Source organism: Methylophilus sp. Leaf416, from assembly GCF_001424665.1.
Lineage (GTDB): Bacteria > Pseudomonadota > Gammaproteobacteria > Burkholderiales > Methylophilaceae > Methylophilus.
In genome coordinates this window covers 106,126-123,937 of record NZ_LMQS01000003.1, presented here as the reverse complement: position 1 = coordinate 123,937, position 17,812 = coordinate 106,126, and the positions used below count along the sequence as shown (strand labels likewise).

Annotated in this window: 16 protein-coding genes; 8 read left to right on the top strand and 8 right to left on the bottom strand. The window is 49.8% G+C overall.

The window, feature by feature from the left end; all coding sequences use genetic code 11:
- Positions 1-72 precede the first annotated feature (72 nt).
- Together ASG34_RS08555 and ASG34_RS08550 are read right to left on the bottom strand one after the other, a co-directional pair.
- A complete protein-coding gene (locus ASG34_RS08555; protein WP_055829505.1) occupies positions 73-495 on the bottom strand; it encodes a TIGR01244 family sulfur transferase in 423 nt (140 codons plus the stop codon).
- 18 nt (positions 496-513) lie between these two features.
- Entirely contained in the window at positions 514-846 is a 333-nt protein-coding gene (locus ASG34_RS08550) for an ArsR/SmtB family transcription factor (RefSeq protein WP_055830005.1), read from the bottom strand.
- Between the two features lie 242 nt (positions 847-1,088).
- Here ASG34_RS08550 and ASG34_RS08545 point away from each other — a divergent pair, with 242 nt between their 5' ends.
- Positions 1,089-1,751, top strand: coding sequence for a Crp/Fnr family transcriptional regulator (locus tag ASG34_RS08545; protein WP_055829502.1), 663 nt, complete (start codon positions 1,089-1,091; stop codon positions 1,749-1,751).
- Positions 1,752-1,876: 125 nt separating this feature from the next.
- Positions 1,877-2,503 carry a glycine zipper 2TM domain-containing protein gene (locus tag ASG34_RS08540; protein ID WP_055829499.1) on the top strand — a complete coding sequence of 209 codons (627 nt, stop codon included), beginning with the start codon at positions 1,877-1,879 and terminating at the stop codon, positions 2,501-2,503.
- A gap of 88 nt (positions 2,504-2,591) precedes the next feature.
- Here the strand turns inward: ASG34_RS08540 and ASG34_RS08535 are convergent, their stop codons facing one another.
- The 3 genes from ASG34_RS08535 to ASG34_RS08525 all read right to left on the bottom strand — a co-directional run bounded on the left by ASG34_RS08535 (position 2,592) and on the right by ASG34_RS08525 (position 5,000).
- On the bottom strand, positions 2,592-3,140 hold the full coding sequence (locus ASG34_RS08535; RefSeq protein WP_055829497.1) for a Smr/MutS family protein: 549 nt from the start codon (positions 3,138-3,140) through the stop codon (positions 2,592-2,594).
- Positions 3,141-3,260: 120 nt separating this feature from the next.
- Positions 3,261-4,211 (bottom strand): thioredoxin-disulfide reductase, encoded by a 951-nt coding sequence (trxB, locus tag ASG34_RS08530; protein ID WP_055829494.1) that lies wholly within the window; start codon positions 4,209-4,211, stop codon positions 3,261-3,263.
- Positions 4,212-4,535: 324 nt separating this feature from the next.
- On the bottom strand, positions 4,536-5,000 hold the full coding sequence (locus ASG34_RS08525; protein WP_055829491.1) for a Dps family protein: 465 nt from the start codon (positions 4,998-5,000) through the stop codon (positions 4,536-4,538).
- Between the two features lie 109 nt (positions 5,001-5,109).
- Here ASG34_RS08525 and ASG34_RS08520 point away from each other — a divergent pair, with 109 nt between their 5' ends.
- The 4 genes from ASG34_RS08520 to serS all read left to right on the top strand — a co-directional run bounded on the left by ASG34_RS08520 (position 5,110) and on the right by serS (position 10,713).
- The gene (locus ASG34_RS08520) at positions 5,110-7,425 is read left to right on the top strand and encodes a DNA translocase FtsK (RefSeq protein WP_055829488.1); all 2,316 of its coding nucleotides are present in this window, start codon (positions 5,110-5,112) and stop codon (positions 7,423-7,425) included.
- Positions 7,426-7,507: 82 nt separating this feature from the next.
- A complete protein-coding gene (gene lolA, locus ASG34_RS08515) occupies positions 7,508-8,089 on the top strand; it encodes an outer membrane lipoprotein chaperone LolA (RefSeq protein ID WP_055830003.1) in 582 nt (193 codons plus the stop codon).
- A gap of 23 nt (positions 8,090-8,112) precedes the next feature.
- On the top strand, positions 8,113-9,438 hold the full coding sequence (locus ASG34_RS08510; protein WP_055829485.1) for a replication-associated recombination protein A: 1,326 nt from the start codon (positions 8,113-8,115) through the stop codon (positions 9,436-9,438).
- A complete protein-coding gene (gene serS, locus ASG34_RS08505; protein WP_055829483.1) occupies positions 9,439-10,713 on the top strand; it encodes a serine--tRNA ligase in 1,275 nt (424 codons plus the stop codon).
- 25 nt (positions 10,714-10,738) lie between these two features.
- On the opposite strand, the gene mltF is transcribed toward serS, so the two are convergent.
- Entirely contained in the window at positions 10,739-12,208 is a 1,470-nt protein-coding gene (gene mltF / locus ASG34_RS08500; protein ID WP_055829482.1) for a membrane-bound lytic murein transglycosylase MltF, read from the bottom strand.
- 21 nt (positions 12,209-12,229) lie between these two features.
- Complete coding sequence (rpiA, locus tag ASG34_RS08495; protein ID WP_055829480.1) at positions 12,230-12,904, bottom strand: ribose-5-phosphate isomerase RpiA; 675 nt, start codon at positions 12,902-12,904, stop codon at positions 12,230-12,232.
- A 172-nt stretch (positions 12,905-13,076) separates the two neighbouring features.
- Between rpiA and mfd the strand changes: the two genes are divergently transcribed.
- Both mfd and ASG34_RS08485 read left to right on the top strand, forming a co-directional pair.
- A complete protein-coding gene (gene mfd / locus ASG34_RS08490) occupies positions 13,077-16,469 on the top strand; it encodes a transcription-repair coupling factor (protein ID WP_055829477.1) in 3,393 nt (1,130 codons plus the stop codon).
- Positions 16,469-17,092: a DedA family protein gene (locus ASG34_RS08485; RefSeq protein WP_055829473.1), complete on the top strand. Its 624-nt coding sequence runs from the start codon at positions 16,469-16,471 to the stop codon at positions 17,090-17,092. Before mfd ends, ASG34_RS08485 begins: the two co-directional genes overlap by 1 nt.
- 46 nt (positions 17,093-17,138) lie before the next feature.
- Here the strand turns inward: ASG34_RS08485 and ASG34_RS08480 are convergent, their stop codons facing one another.
- Complete coding sequence (locus ASG34_RS08480) at positions 17,139-17,798, bottom strand: NAD(P)H-dependent oxidoreductase (protein ID WP_055829472.1); 660 nt, start codon at positions 17,796-17,798, stop codon at positions 17,139-17,141.
- Positions 17,799-17,812 lie beyond the last annotated feature (14 nt).

Sequence of the window (17,812 nt, the reverse complement as noted above, 5' to 3'; positions counted from 1 at the left end):
TGCAAGTATGCCGGTTTCTGCATGCCGTGCGCCTGCCACTTCATTTTGCGGGACGACTTATTCAGTGAATCATTAACGTTTAAGCCAGCCTAGCACACGTGACGACAGGTTCTGTCCGTCACCGCCTTGCTGGCTGCAACAGTCTGGTTTGTTCATGGCGTCAGACTGTAATGTTTGCTGATAAACGTTATTGGCCCGGTTGCCGGTACGGCAAAAGCCAAGCGCTGACCCTTGATGCAGGCTGAGCAGGGCGCGTAACTGATTGACATGCTCAGGTTGAATCTGGTTGGGAATCACAGGTATATAGGCATAAGCCAGCCCTAATGCTCTGGCTTTTTCGGCAAGCGCTGCATTGGTTGGTTGTGCCTCTCCACCTTCATTATCCGGGCGGAAATTGATCACTAATTTGAAACCCTGACTGGCGACGGTTTCCAAATCGGCTTCAGTTAATTGACCGCTGGTACTAAAGCGTTGATCAATTTTTTTGATATCCATACAGGCTCCTGGGCATTCTTAAAACTGGATTGCGACGGCTTTTTGGCAAAACTCACGGTGCAGTACCTGTATGACAGACAGCGCAGCGGGGCTGCTGATACTGTAATACATATTTTTGCCTTCACGGCGGGTAGTCACCAGTTGCGCTTCACGCAAGACGGTTAATTGTTGTGACAGGCTGGGTTGGCGTAAATTCAAACTGGTTTCCAGTGCACTGACAGACTTCTCACCTTGCGACAGCTGGCACAACAGCATCAACCTGTCGCTGTTCGCCATCACTTTCAAAAGACTGCTGGCTTGGTCGGCCGACGCTCTCAACTGCTCAAAAATATTTGCTGCAATTTCCGACATCTGCGTAATACCCCTATTGAAGATCATTATTTTTATATTATGTGAATGGATTCATTGATTCTCAGATCAATAGCCAGTGATGCGAATCAATAAGGACAAGCAGAATATGTCCTGATGATTGTCACTACTTTGATAGCTGATGACTCAATTATGATAAAGTTTATCGCATAAAAGTGTGTCGTTGGAAGTTCTGCGTTAACGCGCGGACTCAAAATAAAAAACAAACTGGGGAACTGGATATTATGCAATCACTGTCATGGATGAGTCTGTTTCCCGAGCTGGAAGCACTTGAAGAGTCGAATAAAAAATTATTATTGCAATATGCCCGTATCGTAGAAGCGCCGGTGGGCACGATTGGTTACCAGGAGGGCGATCACTGTAGTGGCTATGTTTTACGCCTGAAGGGCCGTTCACGTGTTTACAAAATGTCTGCCAGCGGACGCGAAATCCTGCTTTACCGCGTAGGCGCCGGTGAAACCTGCGTCATTACCACCACCTGCCTGTTAGGCAATAGCCAATATCCAGCTTCCACCATTGTGGAGGAGGAGATCCAGGATGTGATTGTGCCGGATGCGATTTTTCAGCGCCTGATGATAGATTCCCCGGTATTTCGGCAATATGTGATGCAGAATTACGGGGCATTGATCAGCGACCTGATTGTGCTGCTGGACGAAGTGGCTTTTCAGACGCTGGATGCGCGCCTCGCTAAGTGTCTGCTGGATGTAGGCAATAACACCATTCAACGGACGCATCAGCAGATTGCCGATGAACTGGGCACCGCGCGCGAAGTCATCAGCCGCCAGTTAAAACGGCTGGAACAAAAGGGCTGGCTCTCAATGGGTCGCGGCGTGATTGAAATACAGCAGCGCGGCGAATTACTCAAACTCGCCAATAGCAGTCAGTAAAAAATCTGTATCTGCATCGATACAAATCCGCCACAGACCGATACATCCGGCAGTCGTCTCTCATGATTGAATGCACGTTATGCAAATAACTGCATCAAGCAGGTTTTGTTGAGAGGAAAAAGTGAATGCGAAAACTCATATCAGTAAGTGTTGTATTAATGGCAACCAGCCAGATGGCGTTTGCTGACCAAACGTTTATTGACAGGGCGCGCGTGCTGTCGGTCAGTCCGCAAGTGCAGCGTGTCAACCAGCCCCGCCAGGAATGTCAAACTGCCTCTGTGCGCGAAAGTGTGTATGCGCAACCTCAGCGTTCTAACACTGGTGCCATTATCGGAGGGGTGGCCGGTGGTTTATTGGGCAGTACGATTGGTAAAGGCGGTGGGCGCGTCGCTGCGGCTGCAGTCGGTGCAGGTGTTGGCGCGATTGTGGGTGATCGGGTCGGTAACCAGAATGTATATAGCCAGGAGCGTGTAGTGACACGCCCGGTTGAACAGTGTGTAGTGGTTGACCAATGGCAAATGGTGACGACTGGCTATATGGTCAATTATGAGTATCAGGGCCGTCAATACAGTACTTTAATGGATAGGGACCCTGGTCCGGTGATGGATGTGACTGTTAGGATGAGGCCGCATTACACCCAGATTCAACCTGTACCGGTGATTTATCGTCCTGTGGCCTACGGAGCTTCGGATTTTCATCCAAGACCTGGCAAAGGGCATGGAGCACATAAGCCACGTCGCTATTGGGAGTAAAGCGGGAATTCAGGATGTGAGCGAAAATTTAACTTGAACGGATAGCGCTCTGAATGAGAAGCGTGATCCCCGATAACGGGATCGCGCTTTAAGCTTTAAGCAACACAATCACCGCGCCACTGCCACCATCTGTCTGCCTGGCCTGCGCATAAGCAATCACTTCGTCTTTTTGCATCAGCCAGTTTCTCAACTTGTGTTTCAGCACCGGCTCTTTGTTTCTAGAGCCTAATCCTTTGCCGTGTACGATGCGTACGCAACGCAAACCACGCTTTTTACAGTCAGCGATAAATTCAGATACATAAAGTCTTGCTTCATCACTGATTAATCCATGCAAGTCGATATGTGCCTGCACTACCCAGTGACCACGGCGAAGTTTGCTTAAGATGATAGGCGATTGCCCATCACGCAAATAAAGTAATTCTTCGCCACTCTCCAGTTCATGCGCAGGAATATAGTGATCACTTAATGAATCCCTTAGCGCCTGTTGCTCATCACGAATCAATTGCCGTGGAATAGGTTTTGGTTTTTTTGGTGCATGCAGGATACGCTTGGGCTCTACCGGGCGTGCGCCTTTGACTGCTTCAAGGAACAGGTGAATGTCGTCGTCATCCTCTGTGTTTGGCAGGTCGCTGGTCATGGCGATATATTTTACTAGCTCAAGGCTGCATTCTAAAAGAAAAAAGCGCACCCTAGTTATATTAGCTTGGGGTGCGCTTTTTATTGGCTGCGTATTTGTGACTAAATATCCGGGCCGAACTTATTCCAGGTTTGTCAGATAGCGCTCAGCATCCAGTGCGGCCATACAACCGGTACCTGCGCTGGTCACGGCTTGACGGTAGATATGGTCCTGCACATCGCCTGCCGCAAAAACACCTGGCACGCTGGTCGCAGTAAAATTACCCTGGCGTCCAGCCTGGGTAACGATGTAGCCACCTTCCATATCCAGCTGGCCTTCAAAAATCTGGGTATTCGGCTGGTGACCAATGGCAATAAATACGCCTTTAAGCGGCACATCCTTGGTCGTGCTGGAATTCACATCCTTCAGGCGCATGCCGGTCACACCGGTGTTGTCGCCCAAGACTTCGTCCAGGGTATGAAATGTTTCCAGCACTACTTTGCCTTCTTTGACGCGTTCCATTAATTTATCAACCAGGATCGCTTCAGCTTTGAATTTGTCGCGTCTGTGGACCAAAGTCACTTTGCTGGCAATGTTAGCCAGATAAAGGGTCTCTTCGACAGCAGTGTTACCGCCACCAATCACGGCTACTTCCTGGTTGCGGTAGAAAAAGCCATCACAAGTAGCACAGGCAGAAACGCCCTTACCTGCAAACGCTTCTTCACTTGGCAGGCCCAGGTATTTGGCTGAGGCGCCGGTCGCAATAATCAACGCATCACAAGTATATTCACCATTATCACCTACCAGGCGGATTGGTTTTTCCTTGAGGTGAGTGGTGTGGATATGGTCAAAAATCATTTCGGTATTAAAACGCTCAGCGTGTTTCTGAAAACGCTCCATCAATTCCGGCCCCATCACGCCGTCAGCATCCGCAGGCCAGTTATCCACTTCAGTCGTCGTCATTAATTGACCGCCTTGCGCCAGGCCGGTGATAAGGACCGGATTTAAGTTGGCGCGGGCCGCATAGACGGCTGCACTGTAACCGGCAGGACCGGAGCCTAGAATCAATAAACGCGCATGCTTGGTAGCCATACTTTTCTTTCTTTTTTGGTTTAATCTGTTCAATAAAATGGGGATGAAATCACTTGTTGCAAGGTTTCATCCCCAGATTTAATAGCTAATTAAATTGCACCGCCTTTGCAATGCAATAAAGGTTATTTCTCTAATAAGCCACGTAACATCCACGCAGTTTTTTAGTTTTGGCGTAACCTGAAGGTTAGCCTACACTGAAAGACTGCTTGGAGTTACTTTTCAAGCAAGCTTCTGAGCATCATCCAAGCAGTCTTTTGGCTACGGCCGTTTTACTTAACATCGGCTTCGCCGAGTTAGCCTTCGCCGAAAAACCGCATACGTAGCTTATTTCTCTAACAAGCTACGTAACATCCATGCTGTTTTTTCATGCACCTGTAAACGCTGTGTCAGCAAATCGGCAGTCGCTTCATCAGCGGCTTTTTCTGCGGCTGGGAATACACTACGTGCAGTACGACAGACAGCTTCGTGACCGGCGACCAGTTCGCTGATCATGTCCTGTGCTTTTGGCACATCCACAGTTTCCTCGATAGAGGTCAATTTGGAGAACTGTGCGTAAGTACCTGGCGCATGTACACCCAGCGAACGAATACGTTCGGCAATTGCATCAACCGCCAGTGCCAGTTCTGTATATTGTGTTTCAAACATCAGGTGCAATGTATTGAACATTGGCCCGGTGACATTCCAATGGAAGTAGTGGGTTTTCAGGTACAAAGTGTATGTATCTGCCAACAGTTTTGATACGCCCTCTGCAATTTCGTGGCGGTCTTTATTATTAATACCAATATCCATGATGTCTCCTTGTTGTCGTTGAATGTATTTTAAAAGCTAGAGTGCCTGTGTGCAATTTGATTTTGTTATAATCATTTAAGTTCACTTGCGTAAAGAAAGAGATAACGCATTGTTTTTTAATAAAAAAAATGTATCCAATGCACGTTTGGAAAAAGTGTCGACAGAAAAACAGCTGCGCGACGCCAAATTGCTGCGCGAAGTCAGCTGGATTGCATTGGCTGCGCTTGGCGTATTTCTGGCAGTGATCCTTGCATCATACTCGCATGAAGACCCGGGGTGGACTCATGCGATCGGCGAGAATGACATTATTCATAATGCCGGTGGCACAGTCGGCGCCTGGATTGCCGATGTGCTGCTCTCTTTATTTGGTTTCTCTTCATGGTGGTTTGTGGTGCTGGCCTTTTATGTGGTGTGGTTGATGTATGAGAGACTGCATCTGGATGCCATTGAAAGACAGGACTGGTGGTTAAATGGCGTCGGTTTTGCGTTGTTGATATTGGCTTCTGCCGCGCTTGAATCCGGCCACCTGGTCAGCTTTCCTGCTGACTTCCCTTTAAAACAGGGTGGCGTCATTGGCAGCGGCATAGATCATCTGTTGCGCAATATGTTTGGCTTTGCAGGCTCTACCATGCTACTGCTGGTACTGTTTGCAACGGCTTTCAGCCTGTTCACAGGCTGGTCCCTGATCACAATGAGCGAGCGTCTGGGTGAATGGGTGATTCAATTTCACCAATGGAGCACACTGAAGTTTCAGGATTGGCAGGACCGCAAAGTCGGGCGCCAGGCTTTGCAGGCGCGTGAAGAATTTGTCGAGTCTGAACGCAAGCGCGTTGAAGACCGTAAACCTGTAGAAATTGCCGTGCCTGAAGTACTGGTAGTGCCCAGTGAACGTGTGATTAAAGAAAAACAAACCGTTTTGTTTGAAGCCATTGAGCAGGAAGGCTTGCCAGCACTGCATCTGCTGGATGCACCTAATCAATCTGTGGAATTACAATCGGCAGAAACCCTGGATTTTACCTCACGCCTGATCGAACGCAAGCTGATGGATTTCGGTATCGAAGTCAAAGTCGTGCTCGCCCAGCCTGGCCCCGTGATTACGCGCTATGAGCTGGACCCTGCACCTGGCGTAAAAGGTAGCCAGATCACCAATTTGTCCAAAGACCTGGCGCGTGCATTGTCTGTTATCAGCGTGCGGGTAGTCGAAACCATTCCCGGCAAAAGTTATATGGGTCTGGAAATTCCTAACCCCAAACGCCAGATTGTTTCCCTGTCTGAAATCATGGGCAGCCAGGCGTATGCCGATATGAATTCACCTATCGCGATTGCCATGGGTAAAGATATTGCCGGTAAGCCGATTGTGGCCGACCTGGCAAAAATGCCGCATGTGCTGGTCGCGGGTACGACCGGTTCCGGTAAATCGGTTGCGATTAATGCGCTGATCCTGAGCCTGCTCTACAAATCAGAGTCCAATCGTGTGCGCATGATCCTGATTGACCCAAAAATGCTGGAGTTATCCGTGTATGAGGGCATTCCGCATTTACTGGCGCCAGTAGTGACGGATATGCGCCAGGCCGCTAATGCATTGAACTGGTGCGTAGCCGAGATGGAACGCCGTTACAAACTGATGTCTACTTTAGGCGTACGTAACCTGGCCGGTTATAACCAGAAAATCCAGGAAGCCAAAAAGCAAGGCACTTCGATTCCGCACCCGTTCAGCCTGACACCGGATGAGCCGGAGCCGTTGGACGAAATGCCATTGATTGTTGTCGTGATCGATGAGCTGGCCGACCTGATGATGGTCGTCGGCAAAAAAGTAGAAGAGCTCATTGCCCGCCTGGCACAAAAAGCGCGTGCATCCGGTATCCATCTTGTATTGGCAACGCAACGCCCTTCAGTAGATGTGATTACCGGTTTGATTAAAGCCAACGTGCCGACCCGGGTGGCTTTCCAGGTTTCGAGCAAAATTGACTCACGCACGATTCTTGACCAGATGGGTGCTGAAACGCTTTTGGGTCAAGGCGATATGCTCTACCTGCCACCAGGTAGCGGTTATCCGCAGCGTATCCATGGAGCCTTCGTCAGCGATGGAGAAGTGCATAATGTGGTTAACTTCCTCAAGGCGCAGGGTGAACCTAATTACATTGAAGGCATTCTGACCAATGAGACCGAAGGTGGCGACATCGATGGCGTGCTGGGTGGTGGCGAGGATGCCGGTGGCGAAAAAGATCCACTGTATGATGAAGCGGTTGCGATTGTGCTGAAAACCCGCCGCGCGTCTATTTCCTCTGTGCAACGCCAGTTGCGCATAGGCTATAACAGGGCGGCAAGATTAATTGAAGATATGGAGCGTGCAGGTTTGGTATCCGCGATGCAAAGTAATGGTAACCGTGAAGTATTGGTAAAAGCTGGAGGTGACCATGAGTAATGTTTTTAATAACCAAAAGTCAGGCGGTGCAGTTTTTTCACGGATACGTGCGCTATTCGGCGCTGCTCTATTGGTGATAAGTATGATTCCGCCATTGACAGCGTACGCCGATGGTGTAGATGATTTAAAGCAGTTTTACCAATCTACGCAATCGATGCGTGCCAAATTCACACAAACTGTATTCGACCAGAAGGGTCGCAAGCTGCAGGAAGTGAACGGTAATATGCTGCTGCAACGGCCTAACAAATTCCGCTGGGATTATCAAAAGCCTTTTGAGCAGCAAATCATCAGCGACGGCCACCAGGTATTTTTATTTGATGTCGATTTGCAGCAGGTCAGCGTTCGTACCCTGGATAAAGTGTTAGGCACCAGCCCGGCTGCCTTATTGGCCGGTGGACCAAATGTGGAGGAAAGTTTCCGTCTGACGCGGCTAGTGGATTATGAAGGCTTGCAACGCGTGCAAGCCAAGCCAAAACAAAAAGACAGTGGTTTCCAGGTGGTGATTATCTCGTTTGACCATGGCAAGCTCGCAGAAATGCGGCTGGTGGATGCCTTTAGCCAGAGTACGCATATTGTGTTTTCAAATGTTGAAGTCAATCCGTCATTAAACACTTCACAGTTCCTGTTTACCGTGCCAAAAGGGGTGGATGTGGTGGGTGAGTAAATCTTCACCACCGCATACGTAATATGTCTTCCCTGTTTGAGCCCGCAACGCCTTCTTCAGTACCGCTAGCCGAGCAACTGCGCCCCAAAACACTGAACGAAGTGGTCGGGCAAACGCATTTGCTGGGTGAAGGTAAACCGCTGCGTCGCGCGTTTGAATCCGGCAAATTGCCCTCCATGATTTTGTGGGGGCCGCCGGGTGTCGGCAAAACTACCCTGGCGCGTTTGATTGCACAGACTGCCGATGCGGAATTCGTACCTTTATCTGCGGTATTGTCCGGTATCAAGGATATACGTGAAGCGGTAGAGCGTGCCGAGCTGACATTGCAGCAAAGCGGCCGCAATACCATTCTGTTTGTGGATGAGGTGCACCGCTTTAACAAAGGCCAGCAGGATGCGTTTCTGCCATTTGTTGAAAGCGGACTCATCACTTTTATCGGCGCAACAACCGAAAACCCTTCATTTGAAGTAAATAGCGCGTTGCTAAGCCGTTCACAGGTGTTTGTGCTGTCCGCGTTGACTGAAGATGAGCTGGCTGAATTACTTGAACGTGCACGCCTCAAAATGGCGCCAAAGGTTACCCTTAATAATAAGGTCAAAGAACAGGTATTAGATTACGCCGATGGCGACGCCAGGCGCTTGCTTAACTTTTCTGAAGGGCTGTTCAACGGCGCCCTCACTGCCAATATAGATACCATTGACGAGGCATTTTTGCAGTCCAGTATGGCCAGCAAATTGCGCCGGTTTGACAAAGGCGGCGAAGCGTTTTACGACCAGATTTCCGCTTTGCATAAATCAGTACGCGGTTCCAACCCTGATGCAGCACTGTACTGGTTTGTACGCATGCTCGATGGTGGCGCAGACCCTTTATACCTCGCACGACGTATCGTTCGCATGGCGGTGGAGGATATCGGCCTGGCTGATCCTAAAGCACAAACGATGGCGCTGGAAGCCATCCAGATTTATGAGCGCCTTGGTTCGCCGGAAGGCGAGTTAGCACTCAGCAATGCAGTGATTTACCTTGCTGTGGCAGCGAAAAGTAATGCTGCCTATATGGCGTATAACCAGGCCAAAGCGTTTGTCTCGCAAGATAAGTCGCGGGCCGTGCCATTACATTTGCGTAACGCACCCACCAAACTGATGAAATCGCTGGATTACGGCAAAGAATATCGCTATGCGCACAATGAACCGAATGCCTATGCCGCTGGCGAGCAATACTTTCCCGACGATTTGCCAGCGCAGACATTTTACGAACCCACACCACGTGGATTGGAAGGTAAAATAAGCGAAAAGCTCAACCACTTACAAGAACTTGACCAGCAATACTTGAACAGCAAAGCGAAAAAATAAATGTTAGATATTCAACAACTTAGAAACGACTTGGACAATGTGACTGCGCGCCTGAAAGCGCGCAAGTTTGATTTTCCAGCTGATGCTTTTAAAGCCATGGAAGCCGAGCGTAAAACTATTCAGACCAATACCGAAAACCTGCAGGCCAAGCGTAACGCTGCTTCCAAGCAGATTGGCATTGCAAAATCCAAAGGCGAAGATGCCAGCGCAATTCTGGCAGAAGTTGCTGGACTAGGTGATGAGTTAAAAGCGGCTGAAGCGCAATTGAATGAAATTCAGGCCAATTTGCAAGCCTTGATGCTGAATGTGCCTAACTTGCCGCATGAAAGCGTGCCGGTGGGTAATGATGAAACGCAAAATGTAGAAGCCCGTCGCTGGGGTACGCCACGTAGTTTTGACTTTGAAATCAAAGACCATGCCGATGTGGGTGCACCATTAGGCCTGGATTTTGATACTGGTGCTAAATTGTCAGGCGCACGTTTTACACTGATGAAAGGCCAGATTGCCAGATTGCATCGCGCGATTGCGCAATTCATGCTGGATACGCAAACTGAAAAACATGGTTACACCGAGTGTTATACACCTTATATGGTGAATCGCGAAACGCTGGTCGGCACCGGCCAGTTGCCCAAGTTTGAAGAAGACCTGTTTGTTACGCCACATAACGATAGCAAGTTGTACCTGATTCCAACTTCTGAAGTGACTTTGACCAACACTGTGCGTGACGAGATCGTCGCGCTGGAATCACTGCCGATTAAACTCACTGCACATACGCCATGTTTCCGCTCTGAAGCTGGTTCTTATGGCCGTGATACCAAAGGCATGATCCGTCAGCACCAGTTTGATAAAGTGGAAATGGTGCAGATCGTGCACCCTGAAAACAGTTACCAGGCGCTGGAAGAAATGGTTACCCATGCCGAAAACGTATTGCAGGCTTTGGAATTGCCTTATCGCGTCGTGTCATTGTGTACTGGCGATATGGGCTTTGGCGCTGCAAAGACGTATGACCTGGAAGTTTGGTTGCCTGCGCAAAACACTTACCGTGAGATTTCTTCTGTGTCTAACTGTGAAGCTTTTCAGGCGCGTCGTTTGCAGGCACGATTCAGGAATGCCAATGGCAAGCCTGAGTTATTGCATACCTTGAACGGGTCCGGTTTGGCGGTAGGGCGTACGCTGGTGGCGGTGCTGGAGAATAACCAGAATGCTGACGGTAGTGTGACGATTCCGAAAGTATTGCAGCCTTATATGGGCGGTAAAACCACTATTACTGTTTGATATTTATACACAGGCGCTTTTTAAACTAATCTGCCTTGGCTATCAGCCAGGGCATTTTTGTATCGGCAATCCGGTATGGATCCAGGTTAGGTTCATAGACGGGATAGTATTTCTGCATGATCTGGTAATAGCTGCGCACTAGTTCAGTGTAAATCACCGGCGCGCCACAGCTGCAGTAGCCATGTTTGGCATTCACGTAATGCGCAGGATCATTCAGGAGTTGATAGCCGCGTTTGACATCCGCCCAGCTGTCCGGATTCAACCCCAGCCGTTGCGCAATAATGCGCGCATCTTCCAGATGGCCGACGCCATTGTTATAAGCTGCCAGTGTCATAAAGGTGCGGTCGGGTTCGGGAATGCGTGATGGCAGCCTGTCTTTCAGCCATAGCATAAATTTAGCTCCTGCCATAATGCTTTGCTGGGGGTCCAGCCGGTTAGTCACATTCATCATGTTAGAGGTTTGCTCGGTCAGCATCATCAAGCCGCGCACATTGGTCGGTGATGTGCTGTAATTGTCCCAGTGTGACTCCTGGTAACTCAGTGCTGCCAGCAATCGCCAGTCTATGTCGGTGATTTCCTGGGCGCTTTTAAACAGTCGCACATATCTGGGTAGCAAAGTATTGGATTTACTTAAAAAAGTCGCTACATCCACCTGTTTAAGGCGTTTGGTATGGCCATAGTAACGATCAAGCAGGTTACGCAAGGTGCCGTCTTTCTCTATCTTCTTGAAAAAGGCCTGTACCTGTTTCAGTTTTTCTTCGCCAGAAAATTTATTCAGCGCCCAGGCAATTTTATCCACCGGGCCCAGCATCAGCCCGGCATCCAGTTGCGGATAAAGATATTGCATGATGGCGAGAAGATGATTATCGGCTACCGTGAAATCAATTTCATTGCGAGCCACGGCTTCTATCAATTGTTCTGAACTGAGCTTTTCAGTTTCGCGCCAGGTCAGTTGCGGATGCTGAGACTGTAGTTCGCGCATGCGTTCAACAAAGCTGGTGCTTTTCGGCAATACAATTCTTTTATTGAATAGCGCATCTGGCTTGACTGGTTCACTGTTGTGGTCACGGTTGTAAACCACCATAGACTGCACCTGGTTAAAGGCAGGCCCAAACAGGAACTGGCGTTTGCGCGAAGCGGTAATGCTGATATCTGCCGCAGCAATATCGGCCTCGCCGCGCATCAGGGTAGGGAAAACCTTATCAAAGCTCTCCACGACAATAAATTCAAGCTTGTAAGGCGATCCGAGGAAGTCAACAAAACGTTTGGCCAGGTCATATTCCAGCCCGGCATAATTATTCTGGCTATCAATGAAATAGGTATCAGGGCTGTTGATGGTGACGAAGCGGATGGTGTAGGGGTCTGGCTTGGGTTTTTCTAACGTGCGTTGCTTGGGCGAGTTGGCGTCGTTGCAGGCGAATAGCACCCCGCATAAACAGGCAACAAAAGCCCATTGCCATGCGTGACGTGCGGAAATACAGGGTAGAGAACGCATGCGATAGCGCGAAAAAAGCGATTAAGACCGCGTTTCGACCTTGCCCTGGTCGGCAATCAGTATTTTGCTTGCCAGCTTGGCGAAAATACCGTGCTCAACCACACCGGGGATATTGTTGAGCAAAGCATTCAACTGATGGCTATCGATATTGGCATCAAAGCGCATATCCAGCACCAGGCTGCCATGACTGGTGATACAGAGGCCATCTTTGGCCGCGTTAGGGCGTAAATCGCCAGTGCCGCCAATCGCTTCAATGCTGCGTTTGGCTGCTTGCCAGGCAAACGGGATTACTTCAATCGGGATAGGGAAGTTTTCGCCGATACGGCTGACCAGTTTGCTTTTGTCGGCCACGACAATAAATTCTTTTGCTGCCTTTGCCAGCAGTTTTTCCATGACCAGGTCATAACCACGACCCTTGAGCAGGCTGTTATCGGCGGTGATTTCGTCGGCACCATCGACATACAAGTCAACCTGGCTTAACTGCGCCAAACTCAACACCGTTAATCCAACCGATTGTGCCTTGATCATGCTGATATTGGAGCTGGCAACTGTGGTGATGCGCAGGTTTTCCTCTTGCTGGCGGGCAGCCAGTGCCTCAATAAAGTAATTGGCTGTGGAACCTGTGCCCAACCCCACAATCATATCGTTCTTGACGTAGCTGGCTGCTTCCAGCGCGACGGCCTGTTTATCGTTCATATGGTTTCTCCGTGCCGGAAATGTGCCTAGATTATAGTCTAGGCAACGTTATCGCTCGAGCGCCTCATTATAATGCCGGTACAGCCAGCGGACGCTTGCAGTTATAATAGCAAACTCGGCAGATTCGCCAAGAACTACTCACCTAACCTGAGCAATAAGATTTTATTCTTTTATGGCAGTTTCACTTCCCGTCGTCGGACATCCCCAGCGTTTTTCTTTCCATAGTCAGGGATTAGATAGTAAAGCATTGGCCGAATTGGCCTGTGGTTTAAAAGCAACACAATCACCGCTGGTGATTTTAACTGCCAATGCGTTTGAAGCGCAGCGCTTGATGGATGAGATTCCCTATTTTGCCAAAGGCATCGAAGCCCATTTGCTGCCGGATTGGGAGACACTGCCTTATGATGTGTTCTCGCCGCACCCTGATTTGATCTCAGAGCGTTTGTCTACGCTATACCAGTTAAGCCAAAACCAGAGTGATGTGGTGATTGTGCCACTTGCAACGGCTTTATTACGCCTGCCACCGGTGGCTTACCTGGCGGCACATACCTTTATGCTGAAAAAAGGCCAAAGGCTTGATGTAGACGCTCTGCGCAATCAATGTGCGCAGGCGGGTTACCATCATGTCAGCCAGGTCATGAGCCCAGGTGAATTCAGTGTGCGTGGCGGCCTGGTGGATTTATATCCCATGGGCAGTACACTGCCTTACCGTATTGATTTGTTCGATGACGAGATCGAAACCATACGCACGTTTGATATCGATACACAGCGTAGTGTGTATCCCGTCACCGAAATCCGTATGCTGCCGGCCCGTGAATTCCCTATGGATGATGCTGGAATTACATTGTTCCGCAGCCAGTTCCGGGAATATTTTGAGGGCGACCCGCAACGTGCAAAAATTTACAAAGATGTGAGTAAAGGCACGGCCAGTGGGGGTGTTGAGTGGTATCTGCCACTGTTTTTTGAGCAAACCGCCAGCCTGTTTGATTACCTGCCCAGGCAAACCGTATTATGCCTGCATGGTGACCTGGATAAAGCCGCACAAACCTTCTGGGCCGATGCTAACAGCCGTTATCGGCTGATGGCTTACGATGCCGAAAAACCGATTTTGCGGCCCGAAACCCTGCTGCAAAAAACCGATGAGTTTTTCAAACAGACGCATGCATTTGCGCTGGTGCATCAGCAGATACAAAACGTGACGACGCTATCGCCGGTGGAAGTCGACCGTCGTGCTGAACAGCCATTGCATAAACTACAGGAATTTATCAGCCAGTTTGACGGCCGCGTGTTAGTCGCGGCTGAAAGCCTGGGTCGCCGCGAAACCATTGCACAGCTGTTCAGCGAACACGGCGTCACTTTTTCACTGGCTGAGGACTGGGCCGGGTTTGAGAAAAGCCAGTTTCCGGTCATGCTGGGCGTATCGCCTTTACACCAGGGCTTTATCGATGGCCAATTAGCCGTCGTTACCGAAGCCGAGCTTTATGCCAGCACTGTGCGCCAGCAACGACGCCGTAACCAGGAAAAAGCCCGCAATACCGAGGGCATGCTCAAAGACCTCTCCGAGCTGCGGCTGGATGACCCGGTCGTGCACGAACAGCATGGGGTAGGGCGTTATAAAGGCCTGGTCAATATCGATTTTGGCGAAGGCGAAACCGAGCTGTTGCTGATTGAGTATTTCGGTGAAGACAAATTATATGTGCCGGTATCGCAACTGTTCCTGATTTCACGCTATTCCGGCGGCCCGCCTGAAAGCGCACCGCTCCATCGTCTAGGTAGTGGCCAGTGGGAAAAAGCCAAGAAAAAAGCACTCAAGCAGATCCGTGATACTGCGGCCGAATTGCTGAATTTGTATGCGCAACGTGCCGCGCGCCGTGGACACGCCTTTACCCTGAGCCTGCAAGATTACGAAGCTTTCTGCGAAGGCTTCCCGTTTGAAGAAACGCCGGATCAGCTGGAAGCGATTGAGAACGTCATTAAAGACATGCAATCCGGTCGCCCGATGGACAGGCTGGTATGTGGCGACGTTGGCTTTGGTAAAACCGAGGTTGCGCTGCGTGCTGCCTTTGTCGCCGTGATGGGTGGCCGCCAGGTGTCAGTATTGGTGCCAACCACGTTATTGGCCGAACAGCATTACCAGAACTTTGTTGATCGCTTTGCCGAATGGCCGATCAAGATTGCCGAGATTTCCCGTTTCCGCAGCGCCAAAGAGCAGGCTGAAGCGTTGAAAGGCCTGGAGAATGGCAGCATAGACATCATCATCGGTACCCACAGACTGATCCAGAAAGACGTGAAATTCAAGAATCTGGGCCTGGCGATTCTGGATGAAGAGCACCGTTTCGGCGTGCGCCAGAAAGAACAGATGAAAGCGTTGCGAGCAGAAGTGGATGTGCTCACCCTGACCGCGACGCCGATTCCGCGTACTTTAAGTATGGCAATGGAAGGCTTGCGAGAATTCTCGGTTATTTCTACCCCGCCGCAAAAACGGCTGGCGATTAAAACCTTCCATACCGAATATTCCGAAGGCATTATCCGTGAAGCGGTGATGCGCGAATTCAAGCGCGGCGGCCAGGTGTATTTCCTGCATAACGAAGTGGATACCATTTATGTGATGAAGGAAAAACTGGAGAAGTTTTTACCTGAAGCGCGGATTGCGATTGGTCATGGTCAATTGCGTGAACGCGAACTGGAACACGTGATGCGTGACTTCTACCAGCAGCGCACCAATTTATTGCTGTGTACCACGATTGTTGAAACCGGTATCGACGTACCGACCGCCAACACCATGATTATCAACCGCGCGGATATGTTCGGCCTGGCGCAATTACACCAGCTACGTGGCCGCGTGGGGCGTAGCCATCACCAGGCTTATGCCTATTTGCTGACAGACCCGCACCGTACAATCACTCCCCAAGCACAAAAGCGTCTGGATGCAATCCAGTTGCTGGAAGACCTGGGCGCCGGTTTCCACCTCGCCATGCATGACCTCGAAATCCGTGGCGCCGGCGAGTTGCTAGGTGATAGCCAAAGCGGCGAGATGCAGGAGATTGGTTTTACCCTGTATTCCGATATGCTGAATCATGCGGTGAAACAGTTGAAAGCCGGCAAGGAACCTGACCTAGATGCACCATTAGGTGTGACGACAGAAATCAACCTGCATACGCCAGCCTTGTTACCCAGCAACTATTGCCCGGATGTACATGAGCGCCTGGTGCTGTACAAACGCCTCGCCAATTGTGAAGACGACGAAGCCTTGGATGTGATGCAAGAAGAGCTGATAGATCGATTCGGGTTACTGCCGGAGCCGGGAGAAGCCCTGATTGCCTGCCACCGCTTGCGTATTGCGGCCAAACCGTTGGGTATCATCAAGATTGATGCATCCGATGCCGCCATCCAGTTACAATTTAATATCAAGGCTGATCTTGATCCTATGAAACTGGTGAGCTTGTTGCAACGTGACAAACGCTGCCGCATGAATGGGCCGGATAAATTACGTGTTACAGTGCAGCTGGGAAATTTGAATCACCGGGTCGAATTGGTAAAAACGCTTTTGAAGGAATTCAGTTAATGCTAGAAAAACTATTAGCCGCCATCGCCACCTGGATCATGGGTGTGATTTCCACCATGGGTTACGGCGGTATTGTATTGTTGATGGCGATTGAATCTGCCTGCATTCCGTTACCTTCAGAAATCATCATGCCTTTTGCCGGCTTCCTGGTCTCCAAAGGTGAAATGACTTTGTGGGGGATTGCGCTGGCGGGTGCGATTGGCTGCGTGCTCGGGTCGATTCCTGCCTATTACCTCGGGATGTACGGTGGCCGTCCGCTGGTAGAGAAGTACGGTAAATATGTGCTGATCAGCAAACGGGACCTGGATATGGCGGACCGCTGGTTTGCTAATCATGGCGAGATCATTATCTTTATTGCACGCCTGTTGCCAGCGGTGCGTACCTTCATTGCTTTTCCCGCAGGTGTGGCGCGCATGAACATGACACGTTTTATTGCATACACTTTTGTTGGCTCACTGATCTGGTGCTGGGTACTGGGTTACATCGGTATGAAAGCCGGCCAGCATTGGGAAGACCTGAAAGTTTATTTCCATGAATCCCATTACGTGATTGCCGCGCTGGGCGTGATATTTGTCATCTGGTATGTGCGCCGGCATTTTAAGAACGAGCACGAAGTATCATAAAAAAGCTGCCAACCGGCAGCTTTTTTATTGCTTTATTTCCAGGTCACTATTTCCATGACACAACCTGATTCATATCCCGGCGGGTTTTCGGCCGCGGTTCATTTTTGCGATAGCCAAACGCGACCATATAGGCCAGGCCATATTCTTCCAGGTTTACGCCAAATTGTTCGGCCAACAGTGCATCTGTTTCCTTCTGTTTAAAACCTTCAATCGGGCACGAGTCTATGCCGCGCATGGCGGCTACTGTCATCATGTTTGCCAGCGGGATATAACATTGCTTGCTGGCCCAGTCGAACAGTTTGCGCTCGTCTGTCAGGTCAAAATCTGATTGCTGAAACTGGCTGTAAAAGCCCAATCGCATGTCAGCCACTTCTTGCGGATGCTGCTGCACTTCGCGCATAAATTTAGGCAGGTAAGAACCTTTAGGATCAAGAAACGGTGACTTCATCGCCAGGCACAGGACAAAGTGGCTGGCGGTATCCAGTTTCAGCGGTGCGCCCCAGGCGTGTTGTTTCAGGCTTTCACGCAAAGCTTTGTCTTGCACCACAATAAAGTGCCAAGGCTCAAAGCCGAATGAGCTGGGCGAAAGGCGGGCGGATTCAAGAATTAACTCAAATTCTTCAGCGGGGATTTGTTTGCTGGCATCAAACTCTTTGCAGGCATGGCGAAACTGGAAGGCATCCAGGATAGCTTGTTGTTCAATCATATTTAATCCTTGTT